The sequence below is a fragment of the Actinoplanes sp. CA-051413 genome, assembly GCF_050955795.1.
In the GTDB taxonomy this organism is placed as follows: Bacteria; Actinomycetota; Actinomycetes; order Mycobacteriales; family Micromonosporaceae; genus Actinoplanes.
Genome location: NZ_CP192100.1, coordinates 16,919 through 31,831, shown reverse-complemented (window position 1 = coordinate 31,831; position 14,913 = coordinate 16,919). Strand labels below are relative to the sequence as shown.

At 71.6% G+C, this 14,913-nt stretch carries 15 protein-coding genes; 5 read left to right on the top strand and 10 right to left on the bottom strand.

The window, feature by feature from the left end:
• Window positions 1-41: 41 nt before the first annotated feature.
• Genes ACQP2Y_RS00150 through ACQP2Y_RS00130 form a run of 5 tightly spaced genes read right to left on the bottom strand, consistent with a single transcriptional unit; the run spans window position 42 to window position 6,968 of the window.
• Entirely contained in the window at window positions 42-2,903 is a 2,862-nt protein-coding gene (locus ACQP2Y_RS00150) for a tetratricopeptide repeat protein (RefSeq protein WP_433723415.1), read from the bottom strand.
• A complete protein-coding gene (locus tag ACQP2Y_RS00145) occupies window positions 2,900-4,660 on the bottom strand; it encodes an HSP90 family protein (RefSeq protein ID WP_433723413.1) in 1,761 nt (586 codons plus the stop codon). Before ACQP2Y_RS00145 ends, ACQP2Y_RS00150 begins: the two co-directional genes overlap by 4 nt.
• 36 nt (window positions 4,661-4,696) lie before the next feature.
• Entirely contained in the window at window positions 4,697-5,233 is a 537-nt protein-coding gene (locus ACQP2Y_RS00140) for a VanZ family protein (protein ID WP_433723411.1), read from the bottom strand.
• 56 nt (window positions 5,234-5,289) lie between these two features.
• Complete coding sequence (locus ACQP2Y_RS00135) at window positions 5,290-6,189, bottom strand: sulfurtransferase (RefSeq protein WP_433723409.1); 900 nt, start codon at window positions 6,187-6,189, stop codon at window positions 5,290-5,292.
• A 5-nt stretch (window positions 6,190-6,194) separates the two neighbouring features.
• On the bottom strand, window positions 6,195-6,968 hold the full coding sequence (locus ACQP2Y_RS00130; RefSeq protein WP_433723407.1) for an SGNH/GDSL hydrolase family protein: 774 nt from the start codon (window positions 6,966-6,968) through the stop codon (window positions 6,195-6,197).
• Window positions 6,969-7,097: 129 nt separating this feature from the next.
• Here ACQP2Y_RS00130 and ACQP2Y_RS00125 point away from each other — a divergent pair, with 129 nt between their 5' ends.
• From ACQP2Y_RS00125 to ACQP2Y_RS00110, 4 genes are read left to right on the top strand one after another with little or no spacing between them, the layout of a single operon-like run.
• Window positions 7,098-8,822, top strand: a complete 1,725-nt coding sequence (locus ACQP2Y_RS00125; RefSeq protein ID WP_433723405.1) for a proline--tRNA ligase — start codon at window positions 7,098-7,100, stop codon at window positions 8,820-8,822.
• Between the two features lie 51 nt (window positions 8,823-8,873).
• Window positions 8,874-9,266 (top strand): CBS domain-containing protein, encoded by a 393-nt coding sequence (locus tag ACQP2Y_RS00120; protein WP_433723403.1) that lies wholly within the window; start codon window positions 8,874-8,876, stop codon window positions 9,264-9,266.
• A gap of 24 nt (window positions 9,267-9,290) precedes the next feature.
• Window positions 9,291-9,758 carry a SufE family protein gene (locus ACQP2Y_RS00115; protein WP_433723401.1) on the top strand — a complete coding sequence of 156 codons (468 nt, stop codon included), beginning with the start codon at window positions 9,291-9,293 and terminating at the stop codon, window positions 9,756-9,758.
• Window positions 9,755-10,396, top strand: a complete 642-nt coding sequence (locus ACQP2Y_RS00110; protein ID WP_433723399.1) for a DsbA family oxidoreductase — start codon at window positions 9,755-9,757, stop codon at window positions 10,394-10,396. The genes ACQP2Y_RS00115 and ACQP2Y_RS00110 overlap by 4 nt, the downstream gene beginning before the upstream one ends.
• Before the next feature lie 62 nt (window positions 10,397-10,458).
• On the opposite strand, the gene ACQP2Y_RS00105 is transcribed toward ACQP2Y_RS00110, so the two are convergent.
• On the bottom strand, window positions 10,459-10,977 hold the full coding sequence (locus ACQP2Y_RS00105; RefSeq protein ID WP_433723397.1) for a GNAT family N-acetyltransferase: 519 nt from the start codon (window positions 10,975-10,977) through the stop codon (window positions 10,459-10,461).
• Between the two features lie 265 nt (window positions 10,978-11,242).
• Window positions 11,243-11,791, bottom strand: a complete 549-nt coding sequence (locus tag ACQP2Y_RS00100; protein WP_433732404.1) for a YbaK/EbsC family protein — start codon at window positions 11,789-11,791, stop codon at window positions 11,243-11,245.
• Between the two features lie 93 nt (window positions 11,792-11,884).
• Here ACQP2Y_RS00100 and ACQP2Y_RS00095 point away from each other — a divergent pair, with 93 nt between their 5' ends.
• The gene (locus ACQP2Y_RS00095) at window positions 11,885-12,301 is read left to right on the top strand and encodes a hypothetical protein (protein WP_433723395.1); all 417 of its coding nucleotides are present in this window, start codon (window positions 11,885-11,887) and stop codon (window positions 12,299-12,301) included.
• 5 nt (window positions 12,302-12,306) lie between these two features.
• Here ACQP2Y_RS00095 and ACQP2Y_RS00090 read toward each other — a convergent pair whose 3' ends face one another.
• The 3 genes from ACQP2Y_RS00090 to ACQP2Y_RS00080 form a co-directional block, all read right to left on the bottom strand.
• Window positions 12,307-12,702 carry an NUDIX domain-containing protein gene (locus ACQP2Y_RS00090; protein WP_433723393.1) on the bottom strand — a complete coding sequence of 132 codons (396 nt, stop codon included), beginning with the start codon at window positions 12,700-12,702 and terminating at the stop codon, window positions 12,307-12,309.
• Window positions 12,703-12,841: 139 nt separating this feature from the next.
• A complete protein-coding gene (locus tag ACQP2Y_RS00085) occupies window positions 12,842-14,128 on the bottom strand; it encodes a class I SAM-dependent methyltransferase (protein ID WP_433723391.1) in 1,287 nt (428 codons plus the stop codon).
• A gap of 89 nt (window positions 14,129-14,217) precedes the next feature.
• A complete protein-coding gene (locus ACQP2Y_RS00080; protein ID WP_360814316.1) occupies window positions 14,218-14,736 on the bottom strand; it encodes a helix-turn-helix domain-containing protein in 519 nt (172 codons plus the stop codon).
• Window positions 14,737-14,913 lie beyond the last annotated feature (177 nt).

The following is a 14,913-nucleotide window of genomic DNA, read 5'->3' as shown; positions in this document are numbered from 1 at the left end:
AACCCGCTGTCAAGCCGAAGCCTTAACGGCCGTTCAGCCGATTAGTCCTCCTCCACCCCTTCGGTACGGCGCAACCGTGCGGCCTGCTCCAGGTTGCCCCCGGCCTCCAGCGCCTCGGCCAGCACCCGGGCCGTGACCTGCCGTTGCGGCGCGTCCTGGGCCATCTCCCCGAGCACCGGCCAGAGCAGGTCCTCGGCCTGCTGCGGGTGTCCGGCGCGCAGCAGCGCCTCCCCCAGCAGCGTCGCGACCTGGTCCGCCTCGCCGGCCGACCCCACCTCCCGCAGCCGCTCCGGCGCATCGGTGACATACGGCACAGCTTCGGCGGCACGGCCCCGGGCCAGCAGCAGCCGGGCCATCTCGAAGCCGAGCATCGCCCGCTCCCACACCGCGCCCGGCTCCTCGCCCACCTCGGCGGGCAGGCCGGCGTGCTTGCGCTCGGCCAGCCGGTATGTCTCCTCGGCCGCCGCCACGTCGTCCGCCCAGTGCAGAGCCATCACCCGGCGGCGCAGCAACCGCAGCTCACCGAGCGGATCGCCGGCCACCCGCAGATCCTCGGCCCCGGCACCGAACCACTCCGCGGCCTCGGCGTCACGGTCCAGCCGGAACAACAGGTCCCCGGCGTTCTCCCGGATCTGACCACGGCCGGCCGGATTGTCGGCCAGCCGCCCGACCAGTTCCTCGTAGAGCGCGAGCGAGCCCGTGTTGTCACCGAGCTGGCGATAGAGCCCGGCCAGCAGGAACCGGGTGTTGTCCGCGGCCTCGTCGTGGCCGAGCCGTTCGAGCCCCGCGAGGGCCTCCTCGGCGACCTCGGCCGCCTCCACGATCCTTCCGGCCTGCCGGTAGGCGTCCGCGAGCTCCTGCCGGATGAAGGCGCCGCCCTCGTCCAGGTCCTGCTCGGCGCAGAGCGCGACGGCCTCGACCAGATCGTCGATCGCCTCACCGGGGCGGTCGAGGTGGACCAGGGCCCGGCCCCGGCCGAGTCGCGCGGTCAGCGCGGCGGCCGGCTCGCCGGCGGCCAGAACCTCACCGAACGCCTCGGCGGCCTCCCCCGGATCGGAGGTGAGCTGGCCGAACAGGGCGGCCGCGTCGGCCAGCCGCAGAGCCGGACCGTGCTCCTGGAAGTAGGCGCGCGCCTCGGCCGCCGCAGCCAGGGCCTCCTCGTGACGACCGGCGGCGGCCCGGTTCGAAGCGCGCCGGGCCAGATAGAAGGCCCGCAGGCGCGGATCATCGGTCTCGGCGGCGGCCTGCTCCGACCGATCGTGCGCGGCGTTGGCCTCCTCGGGGCGGTCCTGAACCAGGTTGATCAGTGCCAGCCGGGACCAGGCGGCCGCCCGCTGCCGGGCGTCACCGTGCTCCTCCTGATAGGCGGTGTCCGGCTCGATCAGCGTCCGGCCCTCGTCGGGACGCCCGGCCAGCGCCACCGAGACGCCGAGCCGGCCCCGGGCCACCGAGGCGTCACCCTCCGAGCCGGCGGCGGCGAACAGGTCGATCGCCCGGCGCCACACAACTGCAGTGCCGTCCTGGTCATCGGCCCGCCACAGCTGACTACCGAGCAACATCGCCCGGCGGGCCGCGCGCTGCATCACCGCGGGATCACCGTCGGCGGCGGCCACCACGTCCTCACCCTTGCCGAACTTGGCGTCGTACACGGCCAGGACCGCGTCGGCCTCGTCGTCACGGTCCTGCAGCTCGTGCTCCTCGGCCAGGCCGAGCAACGTGTCGGCATCGGCGTCGGCCGGGATCTCGACCGGCCCGGCGGGCTTGGGCACCGGCTGCGGTGCGGGGGCCGGACGGCGCCGGGCGGACGCGGACAACGGCAGGACCACGTCGTAAGGCTGCGCGGCGATCTCCGCGGCGATCAGCCGGCTCTGCGCCGTGGTGCCGTTACGCGCGTCGAAACGCAGCGACAGCGCGGTGGCGAACGCCGCCAGCTCCTCGGCGAGATCCTCGGCCGTGACGTCGTCCTTCTCCCGGCGGTGCACGATCGTCTTGCCGTGGCCCAGGGTGACGAGCCGGCGCAGCAGCAGCGCCGACGACGCGGCGAAATTCATGCCCGCGGCCGGGGACGGCGCCCGCTCCAGCCAGTCGATGTGCCGTTGCAGGATCTCCAGCCCGCGGTTCTCGTTGCCGGTCCGCGCGCAGAACGCGATGTGGTCACCGATCTCCCACAGATCGGCGAGGTTGCCGCGCATCAGCCTGTACGACCTACGGTGGGCGTCCGCGGCCTCCTCCAGTCGGCCGGTGCGCAGATACGGCACCATCAGGCCGCTGAGGATGGTCTGCGGCTGCTCGGTGCAGCTCAGCCGCCCGGCCAGCACCGGCTCGGCCAGAGCCACCGCCTCCTCGTCGCGGCCCCGGCTGGAGAGATAGGTGACCTGCGCCGACGGGTCACAGCCGGCACAGTCGGAGAGATCGTCGCGGGGCGTCGTGTTCCACCGCTCGTAGAGCCGGTTGGCCTCGTCCTCCAGGCCGACGTGCCGGGCCACCACGTACCGATGCTTGTGGACCGCTTGCAGGCTGTGGCCGGCCTCCAGGTAACGGCGTTCCATGTCGTCCAGCACCGCGTACGTGCGGGCCAGCGGCACCTCGGGGAACTTGGTCAGCGCCGACACCATGTATTTGAAATGCCACAGCAGGTCCTGCTCGGTGCGGGCGTGGAAGGGCGCCGGGTCGCGGTCGAAGTCGCTCAGGCACCAGGAGAACGTGACGAACGACTTCGCGACCTCACCGCCGTACGTGTACGCCGTCGTGGCCAGGATGCGCGCCTGATAGCCCAGCTCCCGGTCGCCGAGCGCGTCGGCGTGCCGGATGACCTGCTCGATGACGGCGATCTGCGCGGCCCCGTACGGCATCCGGTGGGCCTCCTGGAGCAGCCCCCACAGCTCCTCGGCGGACCGGCTCACTGCGCCTCCCCCGGGACCGCCCGGCCCAGCAGGCCGAGGAACGACGTGTTGAGCAGAGCTGCGTCCGCGGGCCGGATCGGGTGGTAGCCGAGCAGCAGGGCCTGGCCGTACAGTGCCTCGACAGCCAGCGCGGTCAGGTCGGCGTCGCCGATCGCGGTGACCCGGCGGACCAGCGGGTTGCGGTGGTTGAGGACCAGCTGCGGACGGTCCGGCGGGTCGCTGTCGGCGAGCGCGTCGAGCACGCCGCCCCACAACTCGTCGGCCTTCTCCCGGGTGGCGGTGAACTCCTCGTGGAAGTGCGCCGCGCGGCTGACCAGATAGAGCGCGGGCAGGTTGGCCGGCTCGAAGGTGCGCACGACCACCTCGCAGCCGAGCCGGTCGAGCCGGCGCTGGGCGGCCGACAGGAACGGGCGCAGCCGCAGCTCGGTGGCGGCGTCCAGGGCGTCGAAGCGGGTCGCCAGGTCGGTCGGCTCCAGCCGCTCGACCTTGATGGCCCGGTCGAGCTGCGGCAACCGCTCGATGATCTCGGCGTCGTAGGTGTAACCGCCGTTGATCAGCCCGACGTCCTGGGCCGCGGCGACGGCCGCCAGCTGGCGGAACTCGTCGGTCGTGGCCGCGTACCGGATGAGGCCGTGCCGGGAGCGGAACTCGGCCAGGGTCATCTGGCCGGTGTTGGTCTCCATCGGCCACCACTGCTCGACCAGGCGCAGCATCTCGTCGTCGTGCAGGGCGAGCGCCTTGACCCCGAGGTGGTGGATGCGCAGAAACTCGGCCAGCCGGCGCGGGTCGGTCGACGCGAGCCGGACCAGCCAGCCGCGCAGCTGGTCGGCGATGGCCTCGCGGGTGGCGACCAGCAGACTGTCGTCGTAGAGGGCCTCGCGGCTGGCGGTCGGGCGCAGCTCGGTGCTGTCGACCACGCAGCGGGCGAAGAAGGCCCATTCCGGCAGCAGGCCCTCGACGGCCTCGGCCAGCAGCATGCGCTTGAGGTAGACCCGGTGACCGCCGCGGGTGGCCGGATTGACCGGGGTGGGCAGCACGAACGCGGCGCCGGTGAGCCCGGCCTCGGGCACGTCCAGCTCGATCACGTCGAACGGGGTGAAGCCGAGGGTGCGTTCCGCGTACGAGATCGCGGCCCGGCGACCGGCGGCCCAGGGGACCTCGCCGACGGTGACGGTGGTGCCGTCCACCGTGACGTCGACCGGCAGCAGCGAGCCGTACAGGGTGGCGAGCTGGGTGACAGTCGGGCCGGCCAGGAACATCTCGGACCCGCGGCGCGGGATCAGGGTCACCGACGTGCCGGGCTCCCGCTCCGGCCCGGGCCGTACGTCGTAGCGACCGTCGGCGTACCCCGTCCACAGCACCGGTGGGGCGTCGGCATGGCGGGTGTGCACCCGGATCTCGTCGGCGACCAGGAAGCAGGAGAGCAGGCCGATGCCGAACTGGCCGAGGAACTCGTGCCGGGCGAAGCCGAGCTCGTCGCGCTTGGAGCTGCGGCCGATGGTGGCCAGCAGCTCGTGCACCTGCGCCTCGGTGAGACCGATGCCGTTGTCGGCGATGCGCAGGCTGCCGTCACCGGTCGTGCCGGCGGACTCGATGCTGATCCGCGCGGTCGCACCGGTCCCGTCCTGCCGCACCGCGGTGATCGCGTCGACCGCGTTCTGCAGGAGCTCGCGCACGTAGACCCGCGGGCTGGCATAGAGATGGTGGCTGAGCAGGTCGACGATGCCCCGCAGGTCGACTTGAAAAGTGTTGCTCACGTCGGTTCGTCGCCCTCCCCGTCGGCGCTGAGGCGCTCAGGGTACCGGCACGATCTGACCTTCGGTGTCCGCCTTTTCCGTGACCCACCACCGGCCCGAACAGGCGGCCGCGAGCACCGCACCGGCCGTGTTGACGATCACGTCGTCCACGCTGGAGACCCGGCCGATCGCGAGGACCCACTGCAGGGCCTCGATCACGACCGCACTGACCGCGGCGATCGCCAAGATGCGCAGCAGCGAGGCGGCCCAGCCGAACCGGACCGGCAGGAAGAAACCGACCCCGGCCAGGACGGCCAGGTTGCCGGCGAACTGCGCGACCGCCGTGCCCGGATCCCCGGAGAACCAGGACGGCAGGTCGTGCAGCGGCACGAGGTCGATCGACCGCGGCGTGGCTTGCGGGGTGAAGAGCATGCCGAGGAACGGCAGCGTCCAGCAGAGCAGACCGACCTCGGCGAGAGCGTCGCGCCGGGACCGGCTCCGGCGCCGCCACCGGTACGCGACGACGCCGGCCAGCGGCAGGAGCAGCAACGTGGCGATGATCGTGGCGCTGTGATCCCGCCAGGCTGCTCCCATGCCGCCGAATCTAGGCGGCGGCCGCCACGCGGGCAGTCAGGCCGCCACGCGGACCGTCAGGAGAGGCCGCCCGGCTCGGTGCCCTTGGCGATGGGGGCGCGCACCAGGTTGCCCCACTCGGTCCAGGAGCCGTCGTAGTTGCGGACCTGCGGATAGCCGAGCAGGTGGTGCAGCACGAACCAGGTGTGGCTGGACCGCTCGCCGATCCGGCAGTACGCGATCACGTCGTCACCGGTCTCCAGCCCCAGCTCGTCCCGGTAGATCTTGGTGAGCTCGTCGGCCGGCTTGAAGGTGCCGTCCTCGTTGGCCGCCGACTTCCACGGCTTGCTGAGCGCACCGGGGATGTGCCCGCCACGCAGCGCGCCCTCCTGCGGGTACGCCGCCATGTGGGTCAGCTCACCCGTGTATTCCTGCGGGGAACGCACGTCGACCAGCGGGCGCCCGCTCGAGATGTGGGCCATGACCTGGTCCCGGAACGCGCGCAGCGGACCGTCCTCGCGCTGCGGCACCGGATAGGTCGCCGGCGCCCGCTCGGTGCGGTCGCGGGTCAGCTCGCGGCCCTCGGCCACCCACTTCTGCCGGCCGCCGTCGAGCAGGCGCACGTCGCGGTGCCCGAACAGGCTGAAGACCCAGAGGGCGTACGCCGCCCACCAGTTGAAGTTGTCGCCGTAGAACACGATCGTGTCGTCCCGGCCGATGCCCTTGGCCTCGCACATCGCGGCGAACCCGGCCGGGTCGAGATAGTCCCGGGTGAGCTGGTCGTTGAGCTCGAGGTGCCAGTCGACCTTGACCGCGCCGGGGATGTGGCCGCTCTCGTAGAGCAGCACGTCCTCGTCGGACTCCACGACCACGAGTCCGGGGGTGTCCAGGTGGGCGGCGAGCCACTCGGTGGTGACCAGCTTGTCGGGGTGGGCGTACGCCTGCAGGGCCGGCGCCGGATCGTTCTCTACTGACATGTCACTCACGCTATCGCTTCGATGGGGCGCAGCTCGGGACGCTTAGCCGTCACGAGATCACCGGAGGAGGCGCCGGCGAGCCGCCGTTTGATCCAGGGTGCGAGGTGCTGCCCGGCCCAGCGCAGGTCGGCGCCGCGGGCCAGCAGCCACGGGGTGGGTGCCGGCATCGGCGGCACGAGCAGCCACTCCTCGTCGACACCGACACCGAGGGCGTCGAGCACGTGCGCGGCGACCCGGCGGTGCCCGGCCGCGGACAGGTGCAGGCGGTCGGAGCTCCACAGCAGCGGATTGTGGAACGCGTCGTCGGCGAAGAGATCGATCAGGATGGCGCCGTGCCGGTCGGCCAGCTCGCGGGCGCCGTCGTTGAGGGCGGCAGCCCGGGGCCCGACGATGCGCTGGCCGGGCAGGTGGGCGGTGACGTCCGCGAACCGGAACAGGATCACGTCGGCACCGGCGGCCCGCAACTGCGCGATCGCCGGGTCGATCTTGTGCACCAGGCCGTTCGCGTCGACCCGGCGGCGCAGGATGTCGTTGCCGCCGGCGGCGAAGCTCACCAGGCTCGGCCGCATGGCCAGGGCAGGGTCCAGCTGCTCGGCGAGGACCTGGCCGAGCACGTTGCCGCGGACGGCGAGGTTGGCGTAACCGAAGCCGGGGCCGGCGTCGACGGCGAGCCGGGCGGCCACCAGGTCGGCCCACCCGCGGTAGGTGCCGTCCGGGTACGAATCGTCCATGCCCTCGGTGAAGCTGTCGCCCAGCGCGACGAAGTTGTTCCAGCTCATGGCCTTTTCCCCCGTTCCATGCCGCCGCTTGAGCCAGTTTTGCACCGGCCCGGCCGCGCGTCAGCGTGACGCTGGCGACACCGGATAACCGGATGATTCCTGTCGGTGGTGGCTTCTAGGCTTCGTCGCATGCTGCTGCGGATGTCCACCATGCTGCTCAAGACCCTGCGCGAGGAGCCGGCCGAGGCGGAGGTGCCGAGTCACCGGCTGCTGCTGCGGGCCGGTTACATCCGGCGCTCGGCCCCGGGCGGCTACACCTGGCTGCCGCTCGGCAAGCTGGTGCTGGACCGGATCACCGCGATCGTCCGCGAGGAGATGGCAGCGATCGGCGGCCAGGAGGTGTCCTTCCCGGCCCTGCTCCCCCGCGAGCCCTACGACGTCACCGGCCGCTGGACCGAGTACGGCGACGACCTGTTCACCCTCAAGGACCGCCGCGGCGCCGACTTCCTGCTGGCGCCGACCCACGAGGAGATGTTCGCCCTGCTGGTGCAGGACATGACCAGCTCCTACCGGGACTTCCCGCTGATCCTCTTCCAGGTCCAGACCAAGTTCCGCGACGAGGCTCGCCCGCGCGCCGGGCTGCTGCGCGGCCGCGAGTTCCTGATGAAGGACGCGTACTCGTTCGACCTCTCCGACGCCGGCCTGGCCGAGTCGTACGCCCGGCACCGCGCGGCGTACCAGCGCATCTTCGACCGCCTCGGCCTCGACCACACCATCGTGTCGGCGATGTCCGGGGCGATGGGCGGCTCGGCCTCGGAGGAGTTCCTCGCCACATCCGAGGTGGGTGAGGACACGTTCGTGGCCTGCACCACCTGTGGCTACGCGGCCAACACCGAGGCCGTGGTGACCCCGGTCCCGGCTGTCCCGGAGCGCGAGCACCACCCGCTGACCGTCCACGACACTCCGGAGACCCCGACGATCGCCGCCCTCGTGGAGCTGGCCAACAAACAGTCCCTCGACGGCCGCACCGACTGGACCGCGGCCGACACCCTCAAGAACGTGGTCGTCACCGTGCACCACCCCGGCCGGGAGGACAGCCTGCTGGTCATCGGCGTGCCGGGTGACCGCGAGGTCGACCTCAAGCGGCTGGACGCGGCCCTCAGCCCGGCGACGGCCACCATGTTCGACGACTTCACCGCCCGGCCCGACCTGGTCAAGGGCTACATCGGCCCGCAGGGTCTCAAGCTGCGCTATCTCGCCGACCCCCGGGTGGCGCCCGGCACCGCCTGGCTCACCGGCGCCAACGAGCCCGGCCGGCACGCGACCTCGGTGGTCGCCGGCCGCGACTTCACTCCCGACGGCACCATCGAGGCGGCCGAGGTCCGCGCCGGCGACGCCTGCCCGGCCTGCGGCGAGGGCGAGCTGGCCATCCGGCGCGGCATCGAGATCGGGCACATCTTCCAGCTCGGCCGCCGCTACACCGACGTCTTCTCGGTCGACGTGCTCGGCGCGGACGGCAAGCCGGTGCGCCCGACCATGGGCAGCTACGGCATCGGGGTCTCCCGCGCGGTCGCCGCCGTCGCCGAGCAGCACCACGACGACCGCGGCCTGCTCTGGCCGGACGAGGTCGCCCCGGCCGACGTGCACGTCATCGCGGCCGGCAAGGGCGGTCAGATCGACGCCGCCCTCACCTTGGCCGCCGAGCTGGAAGCCCAGGGCCTGCGGGTGCTGGTCGACGACCGGCCGCAGCTGTCGGCCGGCGTGAAGTTCACCGACGCCGAGCTGATCGGCATCCGGCGCATCGTGGTGGTCGGCCGCCGGCTGGCCGAGGGGTACGCCGAGTTCCGCGACCGCCGCACGGACGAGCGACACGATGTACCGATCGCCGACGTGGCGCGTGTAACGATCGGATAGCACGGGTACGGGCTGGACACGAGTGACACGAGAACGGGGAGGTCACCACCCATGGCGAGGACCACGGTCGCTGAGGTCATGACCAGGCGGGTGGTCTACCTGCCGGGCGACACCATGCTGGACGAGGCGGCGCAGGCGATGCGCGACCAGTCCATCGGCGACGTCGTGGTGACCGCGGGCCCGACCATCGCCGGACTGGTCACCGATCGCGACATCGTGGTCCGGGCCATCGCCGACGGCCGGCCACCGAAGTCGACGACCCTGGCCTCGATCGCTACCCACGAGCTGATCATGATCGAGCAGTCGGCCGGGGTGGACGAGGCCGTCCAGGCGATGCGCGAGCGCGGCGTCCGCCGGCTGCTCGTCTGCGACGCGGACCGCAACGTGGTCGGCATCATCAGCCTCAGTGATCTGGCCCTCCTGCCGACCTCGGCCGCGGCCTGACCCCCTCGACGTAAGGTCGGAGCCGTGAGCGACATGCCTGCCAAACTGGCCGAGATCGTGGACGACTTCGCCTCCGCGCCGCGCGACGTGGTGCTGGAGATGCTGCTGGAGTTCTCCGACGCGGTGCCCCCGCTGCCCGACTCCCTCGGCCATGAGGGCATGGAACAGGTGCCGGAATGCCAGACACAGTTCTTCCTGCGCGCCGAGGTGCAGCCCGACGACACGGTCCGCACCTACTTCGACTGCCCGCCCGAGGCGCCGACGACGCGGGCCTTCGCGGGCATCCTCGCCGAAGGCCTGGAGGGCGCGTCGACCAGCGAGATCCTGGCGGTGCCGGACGACCTCTACAACCGGATGGGGCTGGCCACGGCGATCAGTCCGCTGCGGATCCGCGGAGGCACGGCGATCCTCGGGCGGCTCAAGCGGCAGATCCGCGAGCAGTCCCCATCCGACCGCCCCACCGCCGCCCTTGACCGGACTGAAGAATCTTGAACATAGAGATCTGGTACGACCTCGTCTGCCCCTGGTGTTACCTGGGCAAGCGGCGACTGGAGGCGGTGCTGCTCGGTTTTCCCGGGGGCGCTTCGATGACCTTCCGGGCGTACCAGCTCGATCCCGCGCCGGTTCCGGTGCCGCTGCCGACCTGGCAGGCCATGACGGCCAAGGTCGGCGACCCGCGGCAGGTCGACCAGATGATCGCGCACGTGACGGAGATCGTCCGCGGTGAGGGGCTGGCGCTCGACTACGAGCGGGCGGTCGCGGCCAACACGTTCGACGCGCACCGGTTGGTGGCCTGGGCCGCGGCGCAGGAGCTGCAGCTCAACATGATCGAGACCTTGCAGCACGCGCACTTCGCGCTGGGTGCCGACCTCGGTTCGCATGCCGCGCTGGCCCAGCTGGCCGGGTCGATCGGGCTCGACGCGCGGGCGGCGTTCGCCTACCTGGCCACGCCGGCCGGCACGGATGCGGTCAACGCCGATCTGGCCGAAGCTCGCGAGCTCGGGATCACCAGCGTGCCGACCTACGTGGTCGACCGGCGGTTCGTCATCCAGGGCGCGCAGGAGCCGGCGGCTCTGCGTTCGGCGCTGGAGGAGATCGCCCGGCGAGAGGCCGTCGACTCCTCTCGATGAGCTGTCGGCAGCTTCGCCCGCTCACCGCTCACCGCTCAACGCTCACTGTTTCACGTGAAACGTTATTGATCGTTGTGGATGGGGCGGATCATGGCGATTCGGTGCTCGGGGTCCAGGCCGTGGGCGGCTTCCTCGATCATCAGTGCCCGCAGCTCGGGACCTTGCTCGGCGCCCGTCAGCACGGTGAAGCCGAGCCGCTCGTAGTACGGGCCGTTCCACTGCACATCGCGGAAGGTCGTCAGGGTGAGGGCGGGTAGGCCCTGACCGGCGGCCCAGCGTTCGACGTGATCGATGAGGGTGTGGCCGATCCGCTGGTGGGCGTGGTCGGGATGGACGCTGACCTGCTCGATGTGCGCGTTGCCGTCGACCCGCTTGACCAGGATGAAGGCGATCGGCTGGTCGGTGTGATCGACAGCCACCCAGGAGAGGCCGGCGCGCTGGTAGTCGGTCAGCACCTCGATGGTGGGTACCGGGTCGTCGGCTATGGCGGTCATACCGATGGCGCGGAAGAGTTCACCGGCGGCCAGCTCGATCCGCTGGATGACGGCCAGGTCGGCGGGCCGCGTGGGCCGGATCTGCATCACGCCTCCGACCGAACCAGGACCGCGTCAGCCGGTCCACCCAATTCCCCGCCCGGTCAGAGCTCATCTACCACCCTGAGCGCCAGGAGCACGCCCGGTCAGGATCTCTCGGCCGAGCCCGTCTAACCACCCTGCGCGCCAGGATGACGCCTCGGTCAGACCTCGCGGCCGAGCCCGTCTACCACCCTGAGCGCCAGGAGCATGCCCCGGTCAGACCTCGCGGCCGAGCCCGTCGACCACCCCACGCGCCAAGATCACGCCCAGGTCAGATCTCGCGGGCGAGTCCGTCGATGACCTCGGCGCCGGGCAGTGCCCCCAGCGCCGGCCCCGCGATGGCGATCTTGCTGTGCCGCACCCCCGAGCCGATGATCACGTGCGGCGTCGCGACGACCCGCGCGTCGACCAGCACCGGCCACGACTGCGGCAGCCCGATCGGCGTGATGCCCCCGTACTCCATGCCCGTGAGTTGCACCGCGTCGTCCATCGGCGCGAAGCTCGCCTTGCGCACGTCCAGGTGCCGGCGCACGATCCCGTTGACGTCGGCGCGGGTGGTGGCCAGGACCACGCAGGCCGCGTACCGGGTGATCTCGCCGCGGCGGCCCGCCACGATCACGCAGTTGGCCGACTCCCCGAGCGTCACGCCGTACGCCTCGCAGAAAGCGGCCGTGTCGGCCAGGTCCGCGTCGATGGGCGCGACCAGCACCTGGTCCCCGTCGATGGGCGCCTCCGCCGGCCACACCTCCAGCGCGGCTGCGACCGGCGCCGCGAGCAGGTCGAGCCGGGACATCGCGGGTTCGAGCTTCAGGGTTCCGATCACGTCGGACATCCTCCCCCGAACCGCCCTCGGATAACCAGAAAGTCACCCCGCTCCTCAGGCCGGGCGAGATCTTGCCGACTGTCAGTGGGTGTGGAGGAGAGACGCAGCGCACGGGTCGGGACCGTCAGTGGTCTCGCTCTGCTGGCCGGCGGCACAGCTGTCGCGGCGGTGGCCGGCGGCGCCCACTCCGTCTTCGCCACCGTGCTGCTCGGCCTGCTCGCTTGCGGCATGGGCCACGCGCTCCTGACGGAGATCCAGCGGCAGGCGCGCCGCCGCAGCCCTGGCGGCTGGGCCGCCCAGGACACGATCAACACCGCGTTGCTCGCCTGCTGGGCGGTGGGCGCGCTGAGCATGACGCTCCTGGCCGTCGCGCCGATCATGGTCCGGGCCGTGGGTGGCCTGCTGACCCTGGGGTACGCGCTGAGCTGCGCCTACTTCGTCCTCGAACGCCGCCGCACGATCACGTCGCCGACCACCGAAGCCGCGGCCGCCCCCGCCGACCAGTAACCGGGTCAGTCCACCGGCAGCGCGACGATGATCGGCGGGATCGGCAGGCCGGGCCCGTCCGGGCGTACGTCGGGCAGCGGCACCCAGTCCAGCCCGACCGGCAGCGGACCACCGACGTGCGCCCCGAGCTGCGGCTCGCCGTCCGCCACGGTCACCGCGAACACCGACGTCATCCCCGACGGGTACGGCGTGTCCAGCAGGTACCGCGCTTCCTTGACCACCAGGCCGACCTCTTCGAGCACCTCACGGCGTACCGCATCCTCGGCGGTCTCGCCGGGATCGATGCCGCCGCCGGGCAGCGTCCACCACTCCCGGTTGCCGTCCCGCAGGCTGCGCTCGTGCACCATCAATACCCGGCCGTCCCGCACGATGATGGCCGCGGCTCGCTTCCGTCCACTCACGAATGAAGGCTAACTGTCGGACGGTGCCCGCATGGTCACGGGCATCCGACAGGGATGCCTGTCTGCTGGCCCTGCCGACCCCTCCGACCGGCGCTTTCTCAGGGCCGACCGACCCGGGCACCGCCTAACGTGGCAACGGTCACATCGATGCACCCAACCACTCCCTACGGGTCGGCGGCAGGTGGCTGGTGCCGTCGCGGTGCGCCCGTACGCACAGCACCTGGTTGACCCCGATCCGCGCCTGCTCGAACGACATCGCCGAAGCCGCCATGTACAACCGCCAGACCCGGGCCCGTCCCGCCCCCACCAGCCGTACGGCCGTAGACCAGTTCGCTTCCAGGTTGGCCACCCACGCCCGCAATGTCTTCGCGTAGTGCTCGCGCAACGCCTCCACGTCCCGAACCTCGAAGCCGGCTTCCTCCAGCAGCGACACCGTCGTGCCCAGCGGCGCCAGCTCCCCGTCCGGGAACACGTACGCGTCGATGAAGGAGCGCCGCTTCCGTTCGGCCGGGGGTGCCGGGTGCAGGGCCGCGATCTGGTGGTTGAGCAGCCGTCCGCCCGGCTTGAGCTGCCGGAACAGGATGGCGGCGTACTCGGCGTACGGGCCGGTGCCGACGTGCTCGGCCATGCCCACACTGGAGATGGCGTCGAACGGGCCGTCGTCGAGATCGCGGTAGTCCTGGATCCGGATCTCCACGTGCGCGGTGAGCCCGGCCTCGGCCACCTGCTTGCGGGCGTGGTCGGCCTGCTCCGCCGACAGCGTGATGCCGACGACGTCGACGCCGTACTCGCGGGCCGCGTGCAGCGCGAGCCCACCCCAGCCGCAGCCGACGTCCAGCAGCCGCATGCCCGGTCTGAGCTCCAGCTTGCGGCAGATCAGGTCGAGCTTGTCGCGCTGCGCGTCGGCCAGCTGGTATCCGGCGTCCGTGCTGGTCCAGTATGCGCACGAATAGACCATGGTCTCGCCGAGCACGAGCCGGTAGAAGTCGTTGCCGACGTCGTAGTGGTGGCTGATCGCCTGACGATCGCGGCCCCGGCTGTGCCGCGAGCCGCGCATCGCGATCTCCTCCGGCGGCGGCTTGGGCTGCGGTCCGAGCAGACCCAGGCGTACGAGCTCAGCGGCGACAGCACGTTTCGGCAGCCCGTGGATGTCGGCACCGCGGAAGATCAGCGCGGCGAGCCGGCCGAGGGCGTCATACAGGTCGCCCTCCACGTCGAGGTCGCCGGACACGTACGCCCGGGCCAGGCCGAGCTCGTCGGGCCGCCAGATGAGCCGGCGGAGGGCCCGTCTGTTCCGGATGATCAGGATCGGCGTACCCGTGGGGCCGGTCTCGGATCCGTCCCAGGCGCGGAGGCGGACCGGCAAGGGCGACTGCAGCAGGTTTTCCAGCAGTTCGCGCAGCTGGGCGGCGGTGGAAGAAGGCATCGAACCTCCCGGATGCCGACAGGATCTTAGTAGGGCTAACTATTCACCCGGCAACCTTCGGCCAGAAGAGGCTGTGACGCACGAGTCAGTCAGACGCTGCGCAGCACCCGCTCGAACTTCTCCGGCGGCATCGACCGGGCGTGGTCCCGGCGGCTCTCGGCGAACGCCGCCACCACCGCGCGCCGTTCGCTCTCCGGCAGAATCCCGGCGAACGGCGAGGTCTCCCGCAGCTCGATGGCGTAGGCGGCCGACGAGGTCAGCGCCTCCAGCACGGCCTCGACTCCCTGGTCCAGCACGGCGTCCCACCGGTCCAGCCACTCCCACGCCCGGCCCTCGGGATGGATCCGCCGCAGCCGGCGCAGGTTGATGGCGGCGGCGGCCAGCACCGCCCGGGGGTTGCGGACCAGCCGACCGGCGACGGCCCGGTGCAGCCACAGCGTCTCGAGCTGGTCCCGGTCCATCCGCGGCTGGATCAGGGCCTCGACGTCGCAGCGGCGGATGCGCCGCCGCGAGCTGATCGTCACGTACGGCAGCAGCCCCCGCAGGCAGAGGTCAACCACATGCGCCCGCGACGAACGCAGCAGCACAGCCGCCTCGCCAGTCGTCATCCACTCTCGTGTGCGCATCGTCACATGTGGATATTGACCGGGATCCCCGACCCACCGCAACAACCGAATGGCTCTTGACTCTTTCAGGAGGCAGCCGCCTCAATGGATCGGCGGCGACTGACGAGATCGCAACTCCATCGGCGCTCGGGCGTCCTGACAGGGCAGCAGGGCCTCCTC